General features: G+C 57.0%; 25 protein-coding genes, 1 tRNA gene and 2 pseudogenes. 25 read left to right on the forward strand and 3 right to left on the reverse strand.

Features of this window, described 5'->3' with window-relative positions; all coding sequences use genetic code 11:
• Positions 1-623: 623 nt before the first annotated feature.
• The 9 genes and pseudogenes from V3C63_RS07560 (at position 624) to V3C63_RS07595 (ending at position 5,706) form a co-directional block, all read left to right on the forward strand.
• Positions 624-1,871 (forward strand): annotated as a pseudogene (locus tag V3C63_RS07560) (class II glutamine amidotransferase domain-containing protein).
• Positions 1,822-1,938 (forward strand): 4Fe-4S binding protein, encoded by a 117-nt coding sequence (locus V3C63_RS07565; protein ID WP_329887191.1) that lies wholly within the window; start codon positions 1,822-1,824, stop codon positions 1,936-1,938. Before V3C63_RS07560 ends, V3C63_RS07565 begins: the two are co-directional and overlap by 50 nt.
• A 125-nt stretch (positions 1,939-2,063) precedes the next feature.
• Positions 2,064-2,285, forward strand: a complete 222-nt coding sequence (locus tag V3C63_RS07570; protein WP_329887192.1) for an FAD/NAD(P)-binding oxidoreductase — start codon at positions 2,064-2,066, stop codon at positions 2,283-2,285.
• Between the two features lie 113 nt (positions 2,286-2,398).
• Positions 2,399-2,461, forward strand: a pseudogene (locus V3C63_RS11810) (hypothetical protein); the annotation flags it as partial.
• Between the two features lie 166 nt (positions 2,462-2,627).
• Positions 2,628-2,933, forward strand: a complete 306-nt coding sequence (locus V3C63_RS07575) for a hypothetical protein (RefSeq protein ID WP_329887193.1) — start codon at positions 2,628-2,630, stop codon at positions 2,931-2,933.
• A gap of 71 nt (positions 2,934-3,004) precedes the next feature.
• On the forward strand, positions 3,005-3,529 hold the full coding sequence (locus tag V3C63_RS07580) for a type I glutamate--ammonia ligase (RefSeq protein ID WP_329887258.1): 525 nt from the start codon (positions 3,005-3,007) through the stop codon (positions 3,527-3,529).
• 60 nt (positions 3,530-3,589) lie between these two features.
• Complete coding sequence (locus tag V3C63_RS07585; RefSeq protein WP_329887194.1) at positions 3,590-3,940, forward strand: ANTAR domain-containing response regulator; 351 nt, start codon at positions 3,590-3,592, stop codon at positions 3,938-3,940.
• Between the two features lie 135 nt (positions 3,941-4,075).
• The gene (locus tag V3C63_RS07590) at positions 4,076-4,879 is read left to right on the forward strand and encodes a class II glutamine amidotransferase (protein ID WP_329887195.1); all 804 of its coding nucleotides are present in this window, start codon (positions 4,076-4,078) and stop codon (positions 4,877-4,879) included.
• A gap of 86 nt (positions 4,880-4,965) precedes the next feature.
• Entirely contained in the window at positions 4,966-5,706 is a 741-nt protein-coding gene (locus tag V3C63_RS07595; RefSeq protein ID WP_329887196.1) for a ferritin-like domain-containing protein, read from the forward strand.
• Positions 5,707-5,827: 121 nt separating this feature from the next.
• On the opposite strand, the gene V3C63_RS07600 is transcribed toward V3C63_RS07595, so the two are convergent.
• Genes V3C63_RS07600 through V3C63_RS07610 form a run of 3 tightly spaced genes read right to left on the reverse strand, consistent with a single transcriptional unit; the run spans position 5,828 to position 7,675 of the window.
• Positions 5,828-6,619, reverse strand: coding sequence for a hypothetical protein (locus tag V3C63_RS07600; RefSeq protein WP_329887197.1), 792 nt, complete (start codon positions 6,617-6,619; stop codon positions 5,828-5,830).
• The gene (locus V3C63_RS07605) at positions 6,613-7,314 is read right to left on the reverse strand and encodes an ABC transporter ATP-binding protein (protein ID WP_329887198.1); all 702 of its coding nucleotides are present in this window, start codon (positions 7,312-7,314) and stop codon (positions 6,613-6,615) included. Before V3C63_RS07605 ends, V3C63_RS07600 begins: the two co-directional genes overlap by 7 nt.
• On the reverse strand, positions 7,307-7,675 hold the full coding sequence (locus tag V3C63_RS07610) for a GntR family transcriptional regulator (protein WP_329887199.1): 369 nt from the start codon (positions 7,673-7,675) through the stop codon (positions 7,307-7,309). Before V3C63_RS07610 ends, V3C63_RS07605 begins: the two co-directional genes overlap by 8 nt.
• A 176-nt stretch (positions 7,676-7,851) precedes the next feature.
• On the opposite strand from V3C63_RS07610, the gene V3C63_RS07615 reads away from it, so the two are divergent.
• From V3C63_RS07615 to V3C63_RS07690, 16 genes are all read left to right on the forward strand, one after another.
• Positions 7,852-8,577 (forward strand): DUF975 family protein, encoded by a 726-nt coding sequence (locus V3C63_RS07615; RefSeq protein WP_329887200.1) that lies wholly within the window; start codon positions 7,852-7,854, stop codon positions 8,575-8,577.
• 119 nt (positions 8,578-8,696) lie between these two features.
• A complete protein-coding gene (locus V3C63_RS07620; RefSeq protein WP_329887201.1) occupies positions 8,697-9,425 on the forward strand; it encodes a DUF975 family protein in 729 nt (242 codons plus the stop codon).
• A 259-nt stretch (positions 9,426-9,684) separates the two neighbouring features.
• The gene (locus tag V3C63_RS07625) at positions 9,685-9,822 is read left to right on the forward strand and encodes a hypothetical protein (protein WP_329887202.1); all 138 of its coding nucleotides are present in this window, start codon (positions 9,685-9,687) and stop codon (positions 9,820-9,822) included.
• Positions 9,823-9,854: 32 nt separating this feature from the next.
• Positions 9,855-10,217 (forward strand): type 2 periplasmic-binding domain-containing protein, encoded by a 363-nt coding sequence (locus V3C63_RS07630; protein ID WP_329887203.1) that lies wholly within the window; start codon positions 9,855-9,857, stop codon positions 10,215-10,217.
• 231 nt (positions 10,218-10,448) lie between these two features.
• Positions 10,449-11,480: an anaerobic sulfite reductase subunit AsrA gene (gene asrA / locus V3C63_RS07635; RefSeq protein WP_329887204.1), complete on the forward strand. Its 1,032-nt coding sequence runs from the start codon at positions 10,449-10,451 to the stop codon at positions 11,478-11,480.
• Positions 11,477-12,265 (forward strand): anaerobic sulfite reductase subunit AsrB, encoded by a 789-nt coding sequence (asrB, locus tag V3C63_RS07640; RefSeq protein ID WP_329887205.1) that lies wholly within the window; start codon positions 11,477-11,479, stop codon positions 12,263-12,265. The genes asrA and asrB overlap by 4 nt, the downstream gene beginning before the upstream one ends.
• A 10-nt stretch (positions 12,266-12,275) precedes the next feature.
• Positions 12,276-13,253 (forward strand): sulfite reductase subunit C, encoded by a 978-nt coding sequence (gene asrC / locus V3C63_RS07645; RefSeq protein WP_329887206.1) that lies wholly within the window; start codon positions 12,276-12,278, stop codon positions 13,251-13,253.
• A 131-nt stretch (positions 13,254-13,384) separates the two neighbouring features.
• Positions 13,385-13,798 (forward strand): hypothetical protein, encoded by a 414-nt coding sequence (locus V3C63_RS07650; protein WP_329887207.1) that lies wholly within the window; start codon positions 13,385-13,387, stop codon positions 13,796-13,798.
• On the forward strand, positions 13,795-14,793 hold the full coding sequence (locus tag V3C63_RS07655) for a DNA/RNA non-specific endonuclease (protein WP_329887208.1): 999 nt from the start codon (positions 13,795-13,797) through the stop codon (positions 14,791-14,793). Before V3C63_RS07650 ends, V3C63_RS07655 begins: the two co-directional genes overlap by 4 nt.
• 43 nt (positions 14,794-14,836) lie before the next feature.
• Entirely contained in the window at positions 14,837-16,489 is a 1,653-nt protein-coding gene (locus V3C63_RS07660; protein ID WP_329887209.1) for a hydantoinase/oxoprolinase family protein, read from the forward strand.
• 309 nt (positions 16,490-16,798) lie between these two features.
• Positions 16,799-17,575: a sulfide-dependent adenosine diphosphate thiazole synthase gene (locus V3C63_RS07665; protein ID WP_329887210.1), complete on the forward strand. Its 777-nt coding sequence runs from the start codon at positions 16,799-16,801 to the stop codon at positions 17,573-17,575.
• Positions 17,576-17,692: 117 nt separating this feature from the next.
• Positions 17,693-17,769: transfer RNA gene (locus tag V3C63_RS07670), tRNA-Lys, on the forward strand.
• 234 nt (positions 17,770-18,003) lie between these two features.
• Complete coding sequence (locus V3C63_RS07675) at positions 18,004-18,627, forward strand: DUF6652 family protein (RefSeq protein WP_329887211.1); 624 nt, start codon at positions 18,004-18,006, stop codon at positions 18,625-18,627.
• A gap of 463 nt (positions 18,628-19,090) precedes the next feature.
• Complete coding sequence (locus V3C63_RS07680; RefSeq protein WP_329887212.1) at positions 19,091-19,252, forward strand: hypothetical protein; 162 nt, start codon at positions 19,091-19,093, stop codon at positions 19,250-19,252.
• Positions 19,253-19,545: 293 nt separating this feature from the next.
• Entirely contained in the window at positions 19,546-21,039 is a 1,494-nt protein-coding gene (locus V3C63_RS07685) for a carbon starvation CstA family protein (protein WP_329887213.1), read from the forward strand.
• Between the two features lie 330 nt (positions 21,040-21,369).
• Positions 21,370-22,380 (forward strand): ATPase P, encoded by a 1,011-nt coding sequence (locus tag V3C63_RS07690; protein ID WP_329887214.1) that lies wholly within the window; start codon positions 21,370-21,372, stop codon positions 22,378-22,380.
• The last annotated feature ends 28 nt before the right edge of the window (positions 22,381-22,408 follow it).

The following is a 22,408-nucleotide window of genomic DNA, read 5'->3' on the forward strand; positions in this document are numbered from 1 at the left end:
CACTTCGCTTTCCAGCGGCAGATCGTCTTTGATCGTGCGCATCATGCTTTTATAAATATGCTTGGGCAGGCGCTTGCGCATTACGGTGATATTAAAGACTTTCGAGCCGAACAGCTCGACGACGCTGTCCTTCTGATCTGTGACTTCGTTTAAAACGTCAAACATGATTGCCTCCTTCTTGAAAACCGAATGGCTTGGCGAAAATAAAAAAAGCGCCGGCACACTTGCTAAAACGTGCGGGCACCTTTGCCAGATTCGCTATTTAGGATGCCTATAGCATAGGCGATGCAGAAAGACTAGTCGAGGGATTTTGCACAAAAAAATTAATTTGAATGCTGTATACAAATTTGCGATCCTTTTCGATCAATTAGGGCTTGCCAAAGACGGCGGGCTGTGGTTTAACAACAGCAATCTAAAAATTGTATACATCAAGGTGCGTGTGACCATGGAACAAAGGCGTTCCCCTGGGCGGTCGACTGCGCAGACAAAACCATCAAGCGTGAAGCGGATGGCGTTTTATTTGTCTGCCGGTCGGCGGCCGGGGCGCGTCTTTTTTCTTTGCGAAAGACCTTGCTTGTAACGCACGCGGCGCCGCAACGCGCCGGGGAAAGAAGAAGAATGTGATGTTAAGGAAAGAAGGAGAAATCAGAATCCCGTCGGGCTGTGCCATCTTGGGCATCATCGACAAGACCGGCCGGCGCAGTATCAGCGGCCGCACGATCGTCGATGCCATCGCGGTGATGCACGATCGCTCCAATGGGCTCGGTGGCGGCTTCGCGGGCTACGGCATTTATCCGGAATACGCGGACGCTTATGCCTTTCACGTGTTTTAGGACGATTTAAAGGCCCGCCAGGAAACCGAGCGCTACCTCGACCGCTATTTTGACGTGGTGAACATGAGCCGCATCCCGGTGAAAAAGCATCCGAGGATCGGCGACGCGCTGCTGATCTGGCGCTATTTTGTCAATCCGCTGTTCAACCGGATCCAGGAGGACCGCGGCGAAATCGACGAGGAAAAATTCATCGTCGACACGGTTTTTTATATCAACACCGCCATCGAAGGCGCATATATTTTTTCTTCCGGGAAAAACATGGGCATCTTCAAGGCCGTCGGTTTCCCGGAGGACGTCGGCGAATTTTGCCGCCTCGAGGAATACGACGGCTATTGCTGGACGGGCCACGGCCGCTACCCGACCAACACGCCGGGGTGATGGGGCGGCTGCCATCCCTTTGCGCTGCTGGATCACCCGGTGGTGCACAGCGGCGAAATCTTTTCCTACGACGCCGACCGCCGCACCATCGAAATGTTCGGCTACACCTGCAGCCTGCTCACCGACACGGAAGCCATCACCTATATCATCGATTACCTGAAGCGCAAGGCCGGCTTCGACTACGAAGACATCACGCGCATCATTGCGGTACCCTTTTGGGAAGAGACCGCGCGCATGCCGGAAGAAGCGGCGCGCCGGGCCAAGCTTTTGCGCAATACCTATGCGGGCCTTTTGATCACCGGGCCCTTTCCGATCATCTGCGGGTTCAACAAGGGGCTCATGGCGCTCAACGACCGACTCAAACTGCGTTCGATGGTTGCCGGCGAAAAGGACGACCTGGTTTATATCGCCAGCGAGGAATCGGCGATCCGCGCCGTCTGCCCGGACATCGAGGGCATCTGGGCCCCCGGGGCGGACATTATCGCCATCGACGGATTCCGCGGCAGCACCGGCGCCGCCTTTGCCGCGCATCCGCGTGGAGGATGGGAAACAGGACGGCGTAGCCATTCACTTCGCCGTGTCCTGCCGGCACTGCGAGGTGCCCTATTGCGTGAAGGGCTGCATCACCGGAGCGCTTTTCGTCGAGGACAGCGTGGTTAAAATCGACCGCGAGCGCTGTGTGGGCTGCCGCACCTGCATCGCCATGTGCCCTACGGCTGTTTGGTGATGGGCCGCGGCCACACGATGCTCAAGTGCGAGCTTCGTCTGGAAAACGCCGCGGGCTCGCCCGCCTGCGTCGCCGTTTGCCCGAACCGCGCCATCGTTTATGAAGCGCGGGATTAGGAGGGGATCATGAACAAAAAAATACAAACGAAATATTTGATCGCCGGCAATTCCGCGGCGGCCGTCGGCGGCGTGGAGGACATCCGCCGGGTCGATCCCGACGGAAAGATCGTGCTGGTATCGGACGAACCCCATCACACGTATTCGCGGCCGTTGATCTCCTATTGGCTGGAAGGCCGGGTGGAGCGCGAGCACCTGCGCTACCGCGGCGCGAATTTTTATGAGGCCTGACGCCCGGCTGGGCGAAGCGGTCACGGCGATCGACGTGGCGGCGCACAAAGCTGGCCGGCGGCGATCGCATCATTTATGAAAAGGCGCTCATCGCCACGGGGTCGAAGCTCTTTGTGCCGCCGATCGACGGGGCAGACGGCGCGAAAAACGCGTTTACCTTCACGAAGTTTGACGACGCGCTGGCCATTGGCAAGCGGCTGACGCCGGAATCGCGGGTGGTCATCATGGGCGGCGGGCAAAGAGCTGACGGTGTTTGGCGCGTCGGGCAACGCTCTTGGCGCCTATCTGAGCCGGACCAACATCACCGTGTAAGGCAACGCTCAGGACGCGGCGGGCGACACGATGAACAGCGGCGACATCGTGGTGCTGGGCATCGGCGCAGCCGATGCGGTGCCGGTGGGGCCTTACTGCGGCACCGGCATGCACGGCGGCGAAATGTTTATCCGCTGCGCCGCCGCTCCGGAAAATCTGCCGGCGCAGGTGGATGTTAAACGCTGCGGCGAGAAAGAAGTGGCCCGGCTCGCCCCGTTTATCGGGCGCTATTGCGACACCTTCGAGGTGGATTCCGATACCTTTGCCGGCGAACCCTTTTATCAGTTGACACCGAGCGCCGGCAATCCCTATAATAATTTGTATGCCACGTATTGATCGCCGCGCCGCGGCGGGACAAGAGGCAGCGATGATGATTGGCAATTCGTTGGAGGACATGTTTGTCGCTGATGCGCGGCCTCGACAACCTCTTTATCGAGCGGGACGGCGATATTTCCGAAGAGGCCCGGCATTTTGCCGCGGGGATTTTGGCTCATATGCCGGGCATCACGGCCCTGGCCACCCCCATCGTCAACTCCTACAAGCGGCCGGCCACCGGCATGGAAGCGCCGAGCCGCATCAACTGGGGCAAAAGTGCCCGGGAAGCGCTGATTTGCATTCCAGCAGACGCCGAGCGCCGCTGCCGCATGGAAGTGCGCAGTCCGGACCCGGCCAGCAATCCCTATCTGACCTATGCGGTGATGCTGGCCGCTGGGCTCGACGGCCTCGAGCGGGGGCTGCCTTTGCCGCAGGAAACGGTGGGCGATGCCGAGATCGGCGTGTTTTTGCCGATGTCGTTAAACGACGCGCTGGGCGCCATGGCGGCGGATCCATTGCTCATCGGGGTGCTCGGGGTGGAGCCGGCCGAAAAATTCCAAGCGATTAAACGTGCGGAATGGCAGGAATACATGGCGACGGTGCACGACTGGGAATAAATGTGTTATTTCACCGGCTATTAACGCGGGCGGCATCGGCGGCGGGAAGGAGGTTCGGCATTGACGTGTGCACTGGTGATTTGTCAAAGCGGACCGGTTGGCGGGAACGGCGGCCTTTGTGGTGACCAAGCCGATCTCCCGGACGGGACGGTGCTGGCGCGGCATATTTCGCTGCTGGCCCGGACGCAGCGACGGGTGATCGCGCTGACCCGCAAGGTCGAAGATTTGCAGCGCAAACTCGCAGATCAAAAGATTATCTTCCGGGGTAAGCTCGTGCTCATGGGACACCTGGACATCAGCGAGGAGGCGGCCCATCGCTGTCTGCAGAAGAAGGCTATGGATCTGCGGATGAAGCCGGCCGAGGTGGCCGAGCGCATCATTACAACTGTGACCCACAAGCATTCGTGGTAGGCGCAGGCCATGCGTGGCGGCAGATAATCTGCCGCTTTTTGTTTGGCCGGCGTCAAGAAAAAGCTTGACAAAGCACGGTCAGCTCATTAAAATAAAACAAACATATCAGAAAACTATGCTAAGGGGATGGCCGCTATGTGTGAATTATTTGCCTATTCGTCTAAAAAAAATCACGTCATTACAGAAGAACTGAAAGGCTTTTACGCGCGCAGCGTGAATCAGCCCAACGGCTGGGGCCTGGCTGAATTTGACGATGTGGGCAGGATGTGCATGCACAAGGATCCGGAGCGGGCCATCGATTCCAAGCTTCTGCCCCGGCTCATCGGCAAGGGCATCGGGCGCAAGCGCGTGTTGGCGCACATCCGCTACGCCACCGTGGGCAGCATCAACGTCGACAACTGCCATCCCTTCGTGGCGTACGACAGCACTGGCCGGGAGTGGACGATGATTCACAACGGCACCGTGTTTAACGGCACGGCGCTGCTTAAATATTTTAATCTGCAGGACGGGGAAACGGATTCCGAACGGCTTTTGCTCTATTTGATGGATTTGATTGACGAGGCAACCCGCCGCCGGGGGCACCTTCTTAACGGGGACGAGCGCTTCGATGTGATTGAGAGCATGCTGGCCTCCAATGCGGACCGCAACAAGCTCAACCTCTTTCTTTACGACGGGGAGCAGTTTTATGTGCACGCGAACAATGCACCGGCGCAGCTGCATTACACGGCGGATACGACGCCGGGAGACGAGGTGCTGATGTTTGCCACGGTGCCCTACACCGATGCCGATTGGCAGCCCGTGCCCCAGACGCGGCTGATTGCGTTTAACGACGGGCGTTTCACCCGCTTTGGGAAGAACCATCACGTTGCCTTTCACAGCGATTATTACCGGATCATGCTCGAGCCCACGCACCCGGAGCTGGACTTTTCGTTTTTGTAAAACGGAGCCCTTCGGGGCTTTTTTGCGTTTTCAGGGGATCCTGTGCTATCATAGGAACATTTGAAATGAAAAGGAGAAAGAATCAAATGGCAACGATTGATCTGAGCGCCCTGGGCATCGGCAATCCTGCGGATATGGATTGGGCGGCCTATTTTGACGAGAATCACGCGCATCGGCTCGTCAGTGATTTTTCTCGGGAGGTGCCGCTGACGGCCGATGAAAAACGGCTGATCTTTCCCAGCGTGCGCCGGTTCCAGAAAGGGGAGGCCTCCGACGGGCACTGCCTGCTCGCTTGTGCCGAGGCTTATGCGCAGGCCACAGGAGACGCGGCCTATCTGCCGGCGATCCGCGGGTTTATCCGCGAGGAGAATCGCCACTCGGCCTATCTGAAAAGCTATATGGATTATCATGGCGTCGCGCCGGCGTCCCGCGTTTGGCTGGACCGGATTTTTCGCCGGCTGCGCAAGGGCGGCACCCTCAAGCGGGAGATCACCGTGCTGGTGACGGCAGAAATGCTGGCGCTTTCGTATTATGCGGCCCTTTCCCGTTGCACGGACTCGCCGGTGCTGCAGCGCATTTGCGCGCAGATGCTTCACGACGAATCCCGGCACATCGTCTTTCAGTCCTGGACCCTGCACAAAATCGGCGTGGATCCGGGGGATTCCCGGCGCCGGCACAGATTGCTGCGGGCGGCGGCGAATGCCCTGTGGCTGGGGGCGAAGCCGGTTTTTGCCGCGGCGGGCTATACTCGGCGGGCCCTGCTGGTCGAGGCGGAAGCGGTGTTGGCACAGTCGGCGGCCATTGCCGCAACCGGCACATGGGCATAAAAATCAAGGCAATCAAAAACACCCTCCTTACTGGTACATTTTCATGTCCAGTAAAGAGGGTACATATCAACATGCAGCGGGGTGTTTTTTTTTGTGCAGGGGGATGCGCACAAGATTGGTGTTATTCCAGGTTCAGATGGCGGCCCAGCAGCCAGGTGGTCAGGCCGAAGAAGAGTGCACAGAGAAGCATCTGGATGAGCAGGATGACGCCGAGATAAACCGAGGCCAGCTGTGTCGCCTGGGCAGTCGAGAGGGCTCTGAAAGGGCTGCTTTCAAGATGCTCGGAAGAACTGGCTATGCTGATAAAACTTAGAATTTGCAGGACGACGCTGATGCCGATATAGGTAAAGACGGAAAGTGCGCCCCGGTGCCGGTTGACCAACTGGCCGATAGCCATGGCGAGGTAGAACATCAAAATCGAAGCGGCGAGCCCAAACAGAACCAGCAGCACGCATTCGACAATGGGCAGCCACAGATGGTACCGGCCGATGGCGCCGAACACCTGGGAGAGTTCCGCCAAGGATAGGTAGTGATGGGGCATCAGATCCCGGGCGATGATAAACAGCGTGGCCGGCACCACCACCGCCGTGGCGAGGGTCCAGATGACGGCGGAGAGCAGTTTCGCGCCGATGTGCTCGGCCGGGCGGACCGGCAGGGTCATCGTCAGGTAGCCCTGGGAGCCCAAAAGATTGTCGTAGAACCGCTTGACGATCATCACCAGCAGCAAGATGGGAATGGCCACGAACAGGACCCCGTAAAGGGATTGGAAAATGGCCTGAATCACGCTACCCGTGTTTCCGGGGATGAGCAGGGTCAGCCTCGAAACCAGCGCGCAGGCGATGATCGCCAGATAGCTGATGGCCATCAGGCGCCAGGTTTCCTTCATTTCGTATTTTAATAATTTGCCTAACATTTAAACACCTCTCTGAAATAATCGTCCACGGATTTGCCCTGTTCGACGCGCAGGTCGTCCACGCTTTTGTGCAGCAATGCCCGGCCGTCCCTGATGAAGATCACCTCGTCCAGAACGGACTCCACATCGGCGATGAGATGGGTGGCGATGAGCACCAGCGCTTTGGGGTTGTAGTTGGTGATGATGGTTTGGATGATGGTGTCCCGGGCCGCGGGATCCACCCCGCCGATAGGTTCGTCCAGCAGATAAAGCTTCGCGCGGCGGCTCATCACCAGGACGAGCTGCACCTTTTCGATCATCCCTTTGGAGAGTTCCTTGAAGGGTGATTCGACGTCAATCTGCATGGTCGACAGGAGAATATGGGCCTGGGATTCGTCAAAATCCGGATAAAAATCGGCCATTTTGGCGATCAGCGCCGAAACCTTCATGTGCTTGTCAAAATAAAGGCGGTCCGGCAGGTAGGAGATTAGCGCGTTAGCATCTTTGCCTGGGGCCAGCCCGTCGATGGTGAGACTGCCCTCCGTGGGGGTGAGCAGGCCCATGACGGTTTTGATGAAGGTGGTTTTGCCGCTGCCGTTGGGACCGAGCAGCCCGACGATGCGCCCGGCTTCAAGGCCGAGGTTTAAATGGTCGAGGGCGGTGCGACGTCCGTAGCGTTTGCTCAAATCGTTCGCTTCGAGTAGACAGTTATTCATGAATGTCCTCCTTTTGGATGAGCAGGGCGATGGTTTTTTTGCGGTCAAAGCCCATTTGCTGCATCTGTTTTAAAAATGTGGCGATGGTTTCGCTCGCCAGCCGCCCCCGAATGTTTTCAATCAATTGGGTATCCTCCGTGATATAACGTCCGGCGGTGCGCTGAGTGAACAGCAGGCCGGATTGCTCCAAGGTTGCCAGGGCCCGCTGCATCGTGTTGGGATTGACAGCGGCTTCCTTTGCCAATTCGCGAACAGAAGGGAGCTTGTCGCCGGGGCGGTAATCCCCGGAGATAATGTGTCGCTCCACTTGCTCGATGAGTTGGAGATAGATCGGCCGCTTGGGGTCGATATGCCATTTCATGGGCGCCTCCTTAATTTTTTTGTATTAATATCTTAGTACAATTATACGACGAAGAACGAAGTCTGTCAAGGTTTTTTAAAAAAAAGAAGCAATTATTTTGTTAAGAATTTAAAAATAGTTTGCGTCGAAAGGACAGGAATGTTAAGATTGGCTTAATTTGAAAAATGGAGGTTTTTATGAATTGGACAAGAGCACAGCTTAAAACAGAGGCCAAAGCGCATTTTCGCGCAAATTACGGAACCAGCGTTCTCTTTTTCTTTTTGGTGATATTGGTGGCGGCCGGCTGCGGCGGGACGGGCGTTCTCATTCCGGTGGCCGGCGGGATCGTGGCGGAGATCTTCCTGATCCTGCCGCTGGGGGTCAGCGCGGCGCGCTTTATCCTGGACAACCGGGAGGGCCCGGCCGAATTGGAAAACTTTGTTTTCTGCTTCAAAAACAATTATGTCAATATTTTAAAGACGATGTTCATGATGTCCCTTTTCGTTTTCCTGTGGAGTTTGCTCTTTGTGATTCCCGGGATCGTGAAGGCCTATGAGTATCGGCTGGTGCCCTATCTGCTGGCGGAAAATCCGGATATGGATTACCATGACGCGCTGGAGACATCCCGCCGGCTGACCGACGGGCAAAAAGGCGATATCTTCGTGCTCGATCTGTCGTTTGTCGGCTGGGGCATCGTCTCGGGACTCACCTGCGGCATTGTGGGGATTCTTTGGGTGATGCCCTATATGGCTCAAACGAACGCGGAGCTTTATGCGGCGATTCGCGCCGGCGCGGCGACGCCCGGCTACGGCGGCGGCCGGCCGGCCCAGGCCACGCCCTACGAGGACGTGACGCCTGAAGCCGGAGATGGCAACGGGACAAACCATTTTGGCGGCAGCAGCGACGATACGATTTATCTTTAAAAACAGCAGTCCGGGAAAGACGAACCGTCGCCCGGGCCTTTTAGATATGACGACAGACTGTTGGGCGCATCAATCGGCTGACAGCCATGGTTAAATGGTTTTAAAGGAGGTTTTGAAAAATGCAGTGGACAAGAAAGGCCTTAAAACAGCAGGCAAAGCGCGCGATTGCGGCGCATTACAGTGTGACGGCAATCGCCTTTGTCATTTATATCGCGGTTTCCTGTGTGGTCGGCAAGTGTTATGGTGCGATAACCAGTACACCATCTCGGGCCGTGATGAGCCTTTTAGGGCTGGCGCTCATGATTTTTGTGGTTAACCCGCTGTCGGTCGGGGCCGCACGGCTGGTGTTAAACAACCGCGAGGGTTGCGCTCAGGTGTCGGATCTGTTTTTTGGATTTAAAAATCATTACGGCAACGCGATTAAAACCTTGTTCTTGATGTATCTGTTCATCGGCCTGTGGTCGCTGCTGTTCATCGTGCCGGGGGTTATCAAAAGTTACCAGTATTATTTTGTGCCTTTTATACTGGCCGAGGATCCTGCCATTGACCGGTCGGCGGCCTTTGAGCGTTCCAAGGCCATGACAGATGGCTACAAGGGCAGTATCTTCGTGCTGACGCTGTCGTTTATCGGCTGGGGATTGCTTTGCGGCGTGCCGCTGATAATCGGCATGCGCAGTTTTGGCGCGCTATCGGTGCTTTGGACGCTGGCGGCCTATGTTTATCTGGCGCTGTGGCTGTCGCCCTACGTGGAGCAGACCAACGCAGAACTTTATATCGCGATGAAAGCCATTGAGGCTGAAGGCTACGATGGCGGGGACCGCGGCGCGGCGGCTCAAACGACGCCCTAAGAAGGCGTGGCGCTGCCTGCTCCGCCGAGGGCCGATCGTTTCGACGGGAACGGTCCGGCCGAAATTTAACGGCAGGCGCGTGACGGTTAAAGCAAGTCCCGGTTTTGGAGATACATCCGAAACCGGGGCTTTTTGTGTGCCGATTTTACACAGATTTAACACGACGGCGCTTTTGCATTTAACATACCCCTTTATCATAAAAACAAATCCAAACGGGATGCGGCAGGGCTCGCATCGTGTATTTTAAAAGGAGAACAACATGAAGAAGGTAATGATGGCGATGATGGCGGCGGCGCTGGCGGGCGTTTTTGTTTTGGCAGGCTGCGGCGGAGGCGGGAAAATCCATGTCGTCTCCCGGGAAGACGGCTCCGGGACCCGGGCGCCTTTATCGAGCTGACCGGCATTCAAGCGAAAAAGGGATCCGAAAAGGTGGATCGAACCACGAAAGTGGCGACGGTTTCCAATTCGACGGCGGTGGTGATGTCGAAAGTCAAAGACGACACCGGCGCCATCGGCTATATTTCTCTGGACTCGATGGATAAAAGCGTCAAGGCGGTCAAGGTCGATGGGGCCGCCCCTTCGGTCAAAACGGTTAAAGATGGTTCCTATCACTTATTCCGGCCGTTTAATATTGTGACAAAGGGCAATCTGAACGCGCCGGCCAAAGATTTCATCGCCTTTGGGTTGTCGATTGTTAAGCACGGCGCGATGATGCACCGGATTCGAATCGAAGTGACGAGCACCGTCGGGAAGGGCTCGCGCTTTGTCATTCATTTTCCGGATTATTCATGAGATGAAAAAGAGGCAGCAATGCCTCTTTTTTCATGCGGTTTCAATGGGCGGTTCATCGGCGTGAAATTAACGCAATTGCCTAAACTTTTTTGTCAAAATGTTGTCATGCCAACGGACGAGGGTGCTATAATGTGCTTATAATAGCCGCTGAGCGGTCCGACCAAAGTTTGCACGGCGGCGGCCGGCCGCAATTTGTGTTTTGATTTGCATTGGATCAGAGAAGGAGGCACTATGGGTTTTCGTGCTGGACGCGCCCAGATGGACGCGTTGTTTAACGCCTGGCAGGCCGAGGGGTTCACGGTGGTCGCGCCGAAGCTTTTCACCGGGACAGGGCGGTTTTCCGAGACGGATATCGTGCGCTATGACACGGTGACGTCCATCGACGAGGTGGTTTTCGACCGTCGCGCCGACTATTCGTTTAAAGAGGCGCTCACGCCGATCCGTCAGACGTTGTTTTATTTTGCCGGAGAATCTACCACCGAGGCAAAATCTCCCAGAGTCGGCGGCGCGGTGATCTTTTTGCGCAACTGCGACCGCTGCGCCCTCGAAGCGCTGGACGATATGTACCTGAAAAACGGAGCGGAAGATTTTTATTACAAGCGCCTGCGGAAGCACTGCCGCTTCGTGGTGATGGGCTGCGACCACAGTTTTGAGGATTGCTTTTGCGTTTCCATGAGCGCCAATGTGGCCCCGGATTACGACATGGCCATCGATGCGGCGGGGGATGATTTCCTGCTCGATGTGAAGGATCCGGGGTGGCAGGGCATCCTCGCCGGCATCGGCGCGTCCGAGCAGGCCGTGACGCCGCAAACCGTGAACGGCAACGCGGTGCAGGTGGCCCTCTCGGAGGCGATTCCCGACCGGGCGGCCCTTTGCGCCTCGGACATCTGGAAGGAATACGACGAGCGCTGCATTGCCTGCGGCCGCTGCACCCTGGTGTGCCCCTCCTGCACCTGCTTTACCATGCAGGATCTGTTTTACGACGACGCGGGGCGCATCGGCGAACGGCGCCGGGTGCAGGCCTCCTGCATGATCGACGGTTATACCGATGTGGCCGGCGGCGGCAGCTACCGCCAAGGCAACGGCGCGAGAATGCGCTTTAAGGCGCTGCACAAGGTGTATGACCATCGGGCGCGCTTCGGCCATAACATGTGTGTGGGCTGCGGGCGCTGCACGGCCGTTTGTCCGGAATACATCGACTTCGCGGTGATCCTCAACAAGGTGGACGGCGAGGTGCGCGCCCAGGAAGGAGGCCAGGCATGAACCCCTACATTCCCTTCGCGTCGACGGTGACGGCCGTCATCCCCCATACCGATATCGAATACACCTTTCGGCTGAGCTATGACGGGGCCGTGCGGCCGGGACAGTTTTTTGAAGTGTCCGTGCCGAAATTCGGCGAGGCGCCGATCTCCGTGTCGGGCATCGGCGAGGATTTCGTGGATCTGACGATCCGCAGGGTCGGCGTGGTGACCAACGAGGTGTTTGAGCGTTATGTGGGGGATACCCTGCTGCTGCGCGGGCCCTACGGCAACGGCTTCGACGTCGATCTTTACAGGGGCAAAGACATCGTGGTGGTCGCCGGGGGCACGGGGCTTTCGCCGGTGCGCGGCGTGGTGGATTATTTCGCGACGCATCCCGAAGACTGCCGCTCGCTCACGCTGATCGTCGGGTTCAAATCGCCGGACGACATTCTCTTCCGGGACGACCTGGCCCGCTGGGAAAAAACGATCAATCTGATCCTCACCACCGACAGCAATAACGGCAACGATCACTACCGTCAGGGCTTTGTGACCGAATACATTCCGAAGCTTGCCCTGCGCGATGCGGCGGATACCGTGGCCATCGTGGTCGGGCCGCCGCCGATGATGCGCTTTTCGACAGCCGGCCTTTTGGAACTCGGCATTCCCGAGGCGAACGTTTGGGTGTCGCAGGAGCGAAAAATGTGCTGCGGCCTGGGCAAGTGCGGCCATTGCCGCATCGGCGACAAATACGTTTGTCTCGACGGCCCGGTGTTTAACTACACCGAGAGCAAGGGCTTAATCGATTAAGGAGGACGCTGTGGATATCAACACCAAAAAAGTCAGAAAGAACGCCTTTCGCGTGACCAAGGTCCGGGGCGTGGCGGCCTCCCGCGTCCGCGTGCCCGGCGGCCTGATCGATGCCGAAACCCTCGGCATCGTCAAAGATATTGCCGAGACCTACGGTGACGGCCAGATTTTCATCACCAACCGCCAGGGCTTTGAGCTCTCCGGCATTCCCTACGACAAGATGCCTGAGGTCAACCGCGCGCTGCAGCCGGTGATCGACCGGCTGGGCATCAACCAGAGCGAGCTTGGCGCGGGCTACGAATCCTCCGGGACGCGCAATATCATCGCCTGCATCGGCAACCGGGTCTGCCCCTACGCCAACTACACCACCACTGACCTGGCCCGCCGGGTGGAAAAGGCGATTTTCCCCAACGATCTGCACGTGAAGGTGGCCTTCACCGGCTGCCACAACGACTGCGCAAAGGTGCGCATGCACGACTTCGGCGTCATGGGGATGACGCTGCCCCAGTTTGACGCCAGCCGTTGTGTGTCCTGCCAGGCCTGCGTGAAGCGCTGCCGCAAAAAATCCACCGGAGCGTTAAGCTTCAATATATTCACCCCGGTGCGCAATCACGAAAAATGCATCGGCTGCGGCGAATGCGTGCTGGCCTGCCCGACCCGCGCCTGGACCCGCAGCGACAAGCGCTATTATAGGCTCACCCTCTTCGGCCGCACGGGCAAGAAGAATCCGCGCCTGGGCCAGAACTTTATCAAGTGGGTAGACGAGGACAGCATCGTGAAGATCATCGAAAACACCTATGCCTACGCGAAAAAATATATCGATCCCGAAGCGCCGGCCGGCAAGGAACACATCGGCTACATCGTGGACCGCACCGGCTTCGACGAATATTTGAAATGGGCGCTCGACGGGGTGACCCTGCCGGATCAGGCCGAGATCAACCGTCGGCTGTATTGGAGCGGCGTTCACTACGGCACCGATCAGGATTAAAACCCCTACCTCGATGCGCTTAAGACGAAGGCAGGCCCTTCGTCTTTTTTGATGGGCGTTCGCCGCATTGACAAGCGCGCCGTTTTCGGGTAGAGTCAAACCGCGAAAAAAACGAAACGAGGAAGCAGAGCATGATTTTAGTGGTGTGTGTTGATGACGGCGGCGGGCTGCGGTTTAATCGCCGGCGCCAGAGCCGCGACGCGGGGCTGATGGCGCGGCTGGTCCGAAAATTTCCCGAGGCGGATTTTTATGCGGCGCCGGATGCGGCCGTGCTTTTTGAGGGCAGCAGCCTGCCGGCGGCTCGCCTGCACCTGGCGGCGGATTTTCTCGCCGCGACCGGACCGGGGGATGTGGCCTTTGCGGAGGACGGCCCCTTGGCGCCTTGGGCTGAAAAGGCCGAGGGCCTAGTGATTTATCGTTGGAACCGGCACTACCCTTCGGATGTGACGCTGGATATCGACCTCAGGACGTGGCAGCTGGCCGGCCGGGAGGATTTTGCCGGCACCTCCCATGAGACCATCACCGAGGAGGTTTATACCCGATGAAGACGAGAACTCAAAACAGGCCCCAAAAGGTTGCGGCTCTGGGGCTGTTGTCGCTGCTGTTGGCGGCGGCGCTGATCCTTGGCGGCTGCGCGCTGAAAGACGGCACGGCACAGAATCCATCGGCATCGGCAAAAAAGATCGCGGCAAATACGGCGGATCTGGCCAAGATTCCGGCATATCGCGGCGATGCCTATGTTGCCATCAACAATAACGAGCCGACCTTTGCCGATTCGGCGCTGACCACCAAAAGCTTCGAGACCTACAGCGCGCTGGATGCCTTCGGCCGTTGCGGCACGGCCACGGCCAATATCAGCAAAGCGACGATGCCTAAAGCCGGCGAGCGGCGCGGCGATATCAGCGCGGTACGCCCCACCGGTTGGCACAACGCAGCCTATCGCTTTGTGGACGGCAAGATGCTTTACAACCGCTGCCATCTGATTGGTTATCAGCTGGCGGCGGAAAACGCCAACGCGCGCAACCTCATCACTGGCACCCGCTATATGAATGTGGAGGGGATGCTTCCTTTCGAGAACTTGGTGGCCGATTACGTGAAGGAGACGGGCAACCACGTGCTCTACCGGGTCACGCCGATTTTCGACGGCAATAATCTGGTGGCGAGCGGCGTTCAGATGGAGGCCAAATCGGTGGAGGACAAGGGCGAAGGCGTGAGCTTTAATGTGTATTGCTACAATGTGCAGCCCGGCGTGAAGATCGACTACAGCACCGGCTACAACACGAGAGACGCGAGCCAACCGACGGATGCCGCGGCGATCAAAAAAAGCGCGGGGACGAGCGATCAAACGACCTCTCAACATAGCCAGAACAACACAGAAATCTCGGCGACTTACGTGCTCAATGTGCGGGCTCACAAATTTCACCGGCAAAATTGCACGGCGGTTTCCCACATGGCCGAAAAAAATAAACAGACTTATACCGGCGGCCGGGCCGATTTGATCCGCCAGGGCTATACCCCCTGCGCGATCTGCAATCCGTGAGCGCGGGTTCAGCCATGGATGGACACAAAGAAAGAAGGCAGGGATGAAACAAGTTTTAGGGATTGATACCGGCGGCACCTTTACCGACGCGGTGTTGTGGGATTCCCAGGCGGCGGCGGTGCTGGCCAAGGCCAAGGCGCCGACCACCCATGACGACTTGAAAATCGGCATCGGGGCGAGCATCGACGGGCTCGCACTCGCGGATCCTTCGGCCATCGACCGGGTGGTGCTTTCCACCACGCTGGCGACCAACGCCATTGTGGAAGGCCAGGGCCGGCCGACCGGGCTCATCCTCATCGGCGGGGAGCCTAAGGGAGATTTGCCCGCGGCGGCCGTCGCGCACGTGGCCGGCAAGATCAACATCAAGGGGCGGGAGGTCGTGCCCCTTGCGCCCGGGGAAGTGCGCGCGGCGGTGGCGAGCCTGGCGCCCCAGGTAGAGGGCATGGCCATCTCCGGGATGATGAGCGTGCGCAACAGCAGCCAGGAGCTCGCGGTCAAAGCGGCGGTGCGGGCCGTATCGGACATGCCGGTGGTCTGCGGGCATGAGCTTTCCACCAAGCTGGGCTACACCGACCGAACGGTTACGGCGGTGCTCAACGCGAGCCTGATCCCCATCATCGCCGGGTTTGTGGCGGCGGTCACCCGCACGCTGGCGGACAAGGGGATCGCGGCGCCGGTGTTTATCGTCAAAGGCGACGGCTCCCTGGCGAGCCTCGATTTTATCCGGGAGAAGCCTATCGAGACCATCCTCTCCGGACCGGCGGCGAGCATCCTCGGCGCGCTGGCTCTGGCAGGGACGGCCGACGGCATCGTGGCGGATATGGGCGGAACCACCACGGATACCGGCGTGGTGCAGAACAACACCCTGACCCTTTCGCCGGTGGGGGCGAAGGTGGGCAGCTGGCAAACCCAGGTGGATTCGGCTAAGCTTGCGACTTATGGTCTCGGCGGGGACACGGCCATCGCCCCGGGGACGGGCGGCCCGAGGCTGACCGCCCATCGGGTGCTGCCGGTGTGCCGCGGCGGCGCGGGGGATCTGACCCCCACCGATTTGCTTTGTGCCCGGGGGCGGCTCGACCGCTGGGATGCGGCCCCGGTGCAGGCGGCGCTCCAAAGCCAGGCCGATGCCTGCAAGATGGCCGCGGCGGATTATGCCGCGCGAGCAGAAGCGTTGGTGCTCGCGACCATCGCGGATCCGATTCTTTCGGCCTATGAAAAAGACGTCCTTCCCGAGATACCGGTGGTGGCTATCGGCGCACCGGCGGGGGCTTGGTATGCGGCGGTGGCCGACGCGGGGAAAACCGGGAGGCAAGTGATCGTGCCCGAGCATTACGAGGTGGCGGGCGCCGTGGGTGCGGCGACGGCGGCCGTGGCCGAGCGGGTGGATGCGCTGGTGCGTCCGGACGAGGCGAAGGGCGGTTTTGTGGCCCACGTCGCCGGGCACTCGACTTATTTTAAAGAGAAGGCCGACGCCGTGGCCTATGCCGAGGCCAAGGCGCTGGATCGGGTGCGGGCCAAGGCCGAGCGCCAGGGCAGCGCGCAGATCACCGCCCAGGTGCGCGCCGAGGAAATGACCTGCAAAGTCGGCTGGCGCACGGTTTATGTCGAGACCCGGGTGCGCGCGGTGGCCCGGGCGGGACGCCTCAAACTGGCCGAGGAGGCGCAAGCCCCGGCCTTTGTGAAAAACTTTGATTAACAGCGTATCCAATAAAAAACAGTTCAACCGCTTGACAGTTCTCCGGGTATTTATTAGAATAAGCTCATTAAAGCTTTAATGGTGTCCTGAGCGGACACAATCACAAACAAATGAACACAAACCATAACAGGAGTGCCCATGTTTTGGGCTGAGAAGTGGCTATTGAGCACACGATCCTCATCACCTGATCAGCGTTGTGGCTGCGGAGGGAGCAATGGGACTTTTAGGCACATTGGCTCCGGCAGATGTGTTTTTTTGTTGGCCGGCCTTTTGACCTTTTCGGCAACAAGCAGTGAAAAAGGAGCCACGATGTTAAGTGATACAAAAATTTCGGAAGCCATATTGACGACTTATACCGATCGTTTCAAACAGGTGCTTTCCAGCGATGCCGTGATTGTCGGCGGCGGACCCTCCGGTTTGATCGCCGCCTATTATCTGGGAAAGGCCGGGGTCAAAACCACCCTTTTGGACCGCAGGCTCAGCGTCGGCGGCGGCATGTGGGGCGGCGGCATGATGATGAATCAGATTGTCGTTCAGAAGAGCGTCCTGCCCATTTTGGAGGAGATGGGCATCGCCTGCAAGGCTTATGATGCGGAGCATTATACCGTCAGCTCGGTGGCGTGCATTTCCGGCCTGATCTTTCGGGCGGCACAGTCCGACGCGACCATCATGAACCTGGTGACCATGGAGGATGACGTCGTGCGGGAAGGGCGGCTGGAGGGCCTGGTGATCAACTGGTCGACGGTTGAAATGGCCCATTTGATGGTGGATCCGCTGATGATGGATGCCCGGGTTGTCCTCGATGCGACAGGGCATGACGCTGCGCTGGTGACCAAATTGGTCGAGCGGATGGGGCCGGTGCTCAATACGCCCAGCGGCGGCCTTGAAGGGGAGAAGCCCATGTGGGCGGACCATGGCGAAAAACAGGTGGTGGCCAACACCCGGGAGGCTTATCCGGGGCTTTATGTCAGCGGAATGGCGGCCAACGCCACATTTGGCGGTCAGCGCATGGGGCCGGTATTCGGCGGGATGCTGCTCTCCGGGAAAAAGGCGGCCGAGGCCATGCTTCGCCGGCTTGAACAGTAGCGGACGAAAGCGGCGCCGAGGCGTGTCCCGGCGCCGCCGTCTTTAAACGAAAAAATGAAAAAAAGCCTTGCATTTTAAAACACCAGCGGTTATACTGTCAAAGTACTGAAAAAACACGGGCCATTAGCTCAGTTGGCTAGAGCACCTGACTCTTAATCAGGGTGTCCAGGGTTCGAGTCCCTGATGGCCCACCATGTGAAAACTGCGATGCCGCCGCCGAGGCGGTTTTTTTTATGCCTGATTTTATTTTTTGGCCGCGGATGTTTCGCACGGTCCCCATGTGTTGGGCTGTGTTTGACGTGACTTTTAATGTTATCCGGCGGGATAGAAATACGGCTGAGTCTTAAAAAACGGCGATATGTTAGGCGATATGTTAAAGGGAAGGTTGATATCATTTAATATAAATCGGGAACAGAGAGGCAAACACGATGGAAAAAGGGCAAGACTTGCGAGGACGATTGTCGGAATATGGAATTTTACCGATACAGATTTTCTTTTTGTATGCAGAGCTTTGGTTGCTGATCAAATGGGACAGTGCGGTTTATCAATCGGCGGCAAAGGCCGGCCTGGGTGCGGCGGCGAAATGCGTCGGCATTTTGTATTTGTGCCTGGCCGTCTTTAATCTGATATGGTCATTGGTTCACAGTGCGCCAAGATACAAAAACCTCCTGATGGCCGGCATGGTGATCAACAAATATCTGGCGATTCCGTTTTATATCGGTATTTTTTTATTGGGGTTTGTAATATCGGCGACACTGCTTTTTGTCGGCGGCCCGCTGTCCGGCGGCGCCATCATGGTGTTTGATTATTTGATTCTGCTGTCGCTGATACCTTATAGCCTGGGTTATCTCATTTGCAAACTTCGAAGCGGCGAGCTGAGCGTCATCAAATTTATTTTGCATCTCCTGCTGCAGGGGATGTTTTGTTTGGATGTGGTGGACACCATGTATTTAACGGCGATTGGCGAAGGCAAATGGAAAAAAGCGGCGGTTGCGGTGATCATGGGCATCATTCTGATTATTTTGGGGCTGCTTTTATATTTGAGAAAATGAACGTGACCCGCGTTCAAAAGACAAGTCATGCAATGGGAACCGAAGGAAGGGAGAATCCGATTATGCTGAAAAAAGGCGTTGTCATCGTCATAACCGCATTGATCATTGCGATGAGTGCGGCCGGATGCGGCAAGGGTGGGCGTCAAATCCGGCAAGGGCCGACCAAGGCCAGGCCGTCGGCCAGTCGGATGGTCACGATCGATTACGGTCGCTTTTCGATCCCGAAAGGCTGGAAAAAAGACGCCGGCCACTCGACCTCGGTCAAACCGTTTTTCGTTCTCAGCGATTACAAGGGCAATGGGGTCCCGAACAACATTTCAGTGACATGCGGACGCAACCACTATGCAAAAGAACAGGCGACGGATTTTGGACGGGCGATTATGACGCGGCTGGCCGCACAGACACAGGGGCGATCGATGGTCAGATCACGGCGTCAGGCACCACAACCAAAAGCGGAGAAACCGTGCTGGTGTATCATCTCCCGATGGCGGACCGCGTTGGCACCCAATATTATATCGTGGGGGAACAGCGCTATGTGCTGGTTTATGAGACCAATGTGGACGGCTCCGATGAATGCGATGCAGCCGCCCGGCATATGGTGAAAAGTTTTAAGTGGGCGCCATAAACGGCCTGAGCATATTGGGCGGCAGCGAATGAAAGAAAAGCGGGCAGTACGGCCGTTCAGAATTTGCAGCAAAGCGATTTGAGCGCATAAGGGGATCAAAAATCAAAGATCTGGATTTTGCATAGCGCAAAATTCAGGCCCTTTAGTTTGGGATATCGGCTGCGGTCAAGAGAAAAAAGCTTTATTAGGCGAAATAAATGGGGACTTGCAAAAAAGAGGACAAAGAATTATAATTTTAAGTAAAGAATTTATACTTTTAAACGCACCTGTTTCAGGGAAGGAGTTGTTACTTTATGATTAGTTTTTTTATTTGTTTGTTGATCCTGATTGCCAGTTATTTTACATACGGCAAATTGGTAGACAAAACCTTCGGGCCGGACGACCGTGAGACGCCGGCCGTGGCCATTAATGACGGCGTTGATTACGTGGTGATGCCCGCGTGGAAGATGTTTTTGGTTCAATTGCTGAATATTGCGGGTCTGGGCCCGATTTTCGGGGCATTGCAGGGTGCGCTGTGGGGACCCGTCGTTTTTCTCTGGATCACCTTTGGAACGGTGTTTGCCGGAGGGGTTCACGATTATTTCTCAGGGATGCTGTCTGAACGCAATGAGGGCAAATCGATTGCCGAAGTGACAGGGATTTATCTCGGCCATACCATGCAGCAGATCATGCGGTTTTTCTCGGTTATTCTTTTGATCATGGTGGGAACGGTTTTTGCCGTGGGACCGGCCGGTTTAATAGTGGAACTTCTGGTAAAAAGAGGCGTCAGCGGGACCTTTGCCTCGACAACGGTGTGGCTGGCGATCATCTTTGCGTACTACTTTATCGCCACCTTTATTTCGATCGATAAAATCATCGGCAGAATTTACCCGATCTTCGGCATTTGCTTGATCATCATGGCCATCGGCGTTGCAATTGGGCTGCCGCTGAACGGTTATCATACGCCGGAATTGTGGAGTCATTTTTATAATATGCATCCCAGCGGCACGCCAATCTGGAGTTTTATGTTTATCACGGTTGCCTGCGGAGCGGTTTCCGGGTTCCATGCGACCCAGTCGCCGCTGATGGCCCGGTGTTTGAAAAGTGAAAAACAAGGCCGTTTCGTGTTTTATGGCGCGATGGTGGCTGAAGGGGTCATCGCCTTGGTGTGGGCTGCGGCTGGCTGCTCGCTGTATAAGGTGACCGGCGGACTGAATGCCGGCCTGGCGACAGCGCTGCAGGCCGGGCAGTCGGCGGCCATTTATGATGTCTGCATTAAAACGATGGGATCGGTTGGCGTGATCCTCGCCATGATTGGTGTGGTGGTTTGCCCGATCACCTCTGGCGATACGGCTTTCCGTTCCGCAAGACTGACCTTGTCGGACTGGATTGGCATCAGTCAGAAGCGGGCCGTCGATCGCCTGAAGCTGTGTATCCCTTGCTTTGCCATCGGCGGTTTTCTCGGCTTTGGACAATCTTTCGGCTTATTCTCCTATCAGGTGATCTGGCGTTATTTTTCATTCTCCAATCAGGCCCTGGCGATGCTGACGCTTTGGTGCGGCGCTTCCTTCCTGGCGAGGGAAAAGAAAAATTACTGGATCGCGGCGGTTCCGGCGGCGTTCATGTCGGCGGTTACGAGCACCTACTTTGTGATGGCACCGGAATGCCTGGGCTTGATTCCGTCTTTGACGAATAACACGATGGTGGCTTATCCGGTGGGCATTATCTTCGCCGTTTTCTGTCTGGCGTTGTTCATGCGGCATGTCAGCAGGATCAAACGCGAAAAGGAGGTTGTTCAGTCTGTGTGACAGTGCGGAGAAAAGACCGGCATCCGTTTGGAAAACAGAGACACATCGGCCCCGATCCTGTTCTTTAACGGCTCGGGTTGGTCTCTCGATGCGTTGGCGTTCTGTGTTTAATGAACGCCTGCGCGAAGAGACGGACCGCAGCGGAGGATCTTCTTTTAGTGGGGTGTTCCCATCCATCAGGATGGCGTCTAAAGCACCGGGGGGGGGATCCTCTTTTTGCCGAGGGCGTTTAGCAATAGCGTGAAGGCACGGAGAATCAGCTTTTGAGGATTGGCGCAAAGTGCGGTTATTTTTGGATGGCTGAAGTTGTGATGTAAGGAAAGAATGATCATGGGACTTATCAAACCGACTTTGATCGGAAAACGGCCGCTGGAAAGCGAGGAACTTCGGCAGGATCGCCGAAAATGCTTGAAAATCGGCCCCTGCGGCATCGGTGAGAAGGCTTTGTATCTGAACAGTTTTTTTATCGATCGACGGTATTACGTCCGCTATGAAGATATCGCGCGGGTATGGAAGCGCATCGCCATGTCCAAGGGCGGCTTTACGGGGAAGGGTGTTTTCGGATCGATGGCCTATTTCGTGGTGAAATTAAAAGACGGCCGGGAGATCCAATGCAATTTCAAGCATGAACAGAACGTGGATATTCTGCTCGCGCGCATGGCCAGGCATCATCCGGGCATCCCGACACAAAGTGAAGAAGCAGAACGGAAACTTCGGGCGGCGGAGCGGGAAGAGAGAAAAAAGTATCGTGCGCACCTGTCTGAATCGGCGGAAAAGGCCGTTGCCGACCTGAAAAGATGTCAGGAAGCATTGCAGATACAGCCGGCGCTTTATGAGAGGCTTGCGGCCGCGGCCAGGCAGAAGCGGGTGATCGACAGCATCGGCGCGACGTATAAGACCGCGGCGCTTGTGATTTTGCTGCTCGCGATGGGGGCGGTGGCCTTTGGCGTTTATGCTTTGATGCAGCACCGCGGCGTCGCGATTTATTTTGTGCTGTTTGGCATCGCGTTCATGTTTACCATTATGGCCGCCGGCGTGCTCCCCACGGGACGGCGCAACAAGCGGACGGCGGCGAAAGAATACGAGACGGCCAAAAAGGCGTGCGAGGATTATGTCGATACGATCGATCATTTTCCCATTCCGGGGCATTATGCCCATCCCATCGTGCTGGAACGGATGATTCGCGCCATTCGCATGGGGCGGTGCGAGACGGCGGCGGAGGCGTTTGAGACGGTGAAGGCGGATTTGAAGGCGCTGAACGATCAGGTGACGGTCTCCCAGAAAGAATACGATGAGGTTGTCGCGGTCAAGCCGCTTTTTCTGGTCATGGCTTATCAATAAAGCGCACGGCGGACATAAGGAGATGATG

The organism is Pseudoramibacter faecis (genome assembly GCF_036289405.1).
Classification (GTDB): domain Bacteria; phylum Bacillota; class Clostridia; order Eubacteriales; family Eubacteriaceae; genus Pseudoramibacter; species Pseudoramibacter faecis.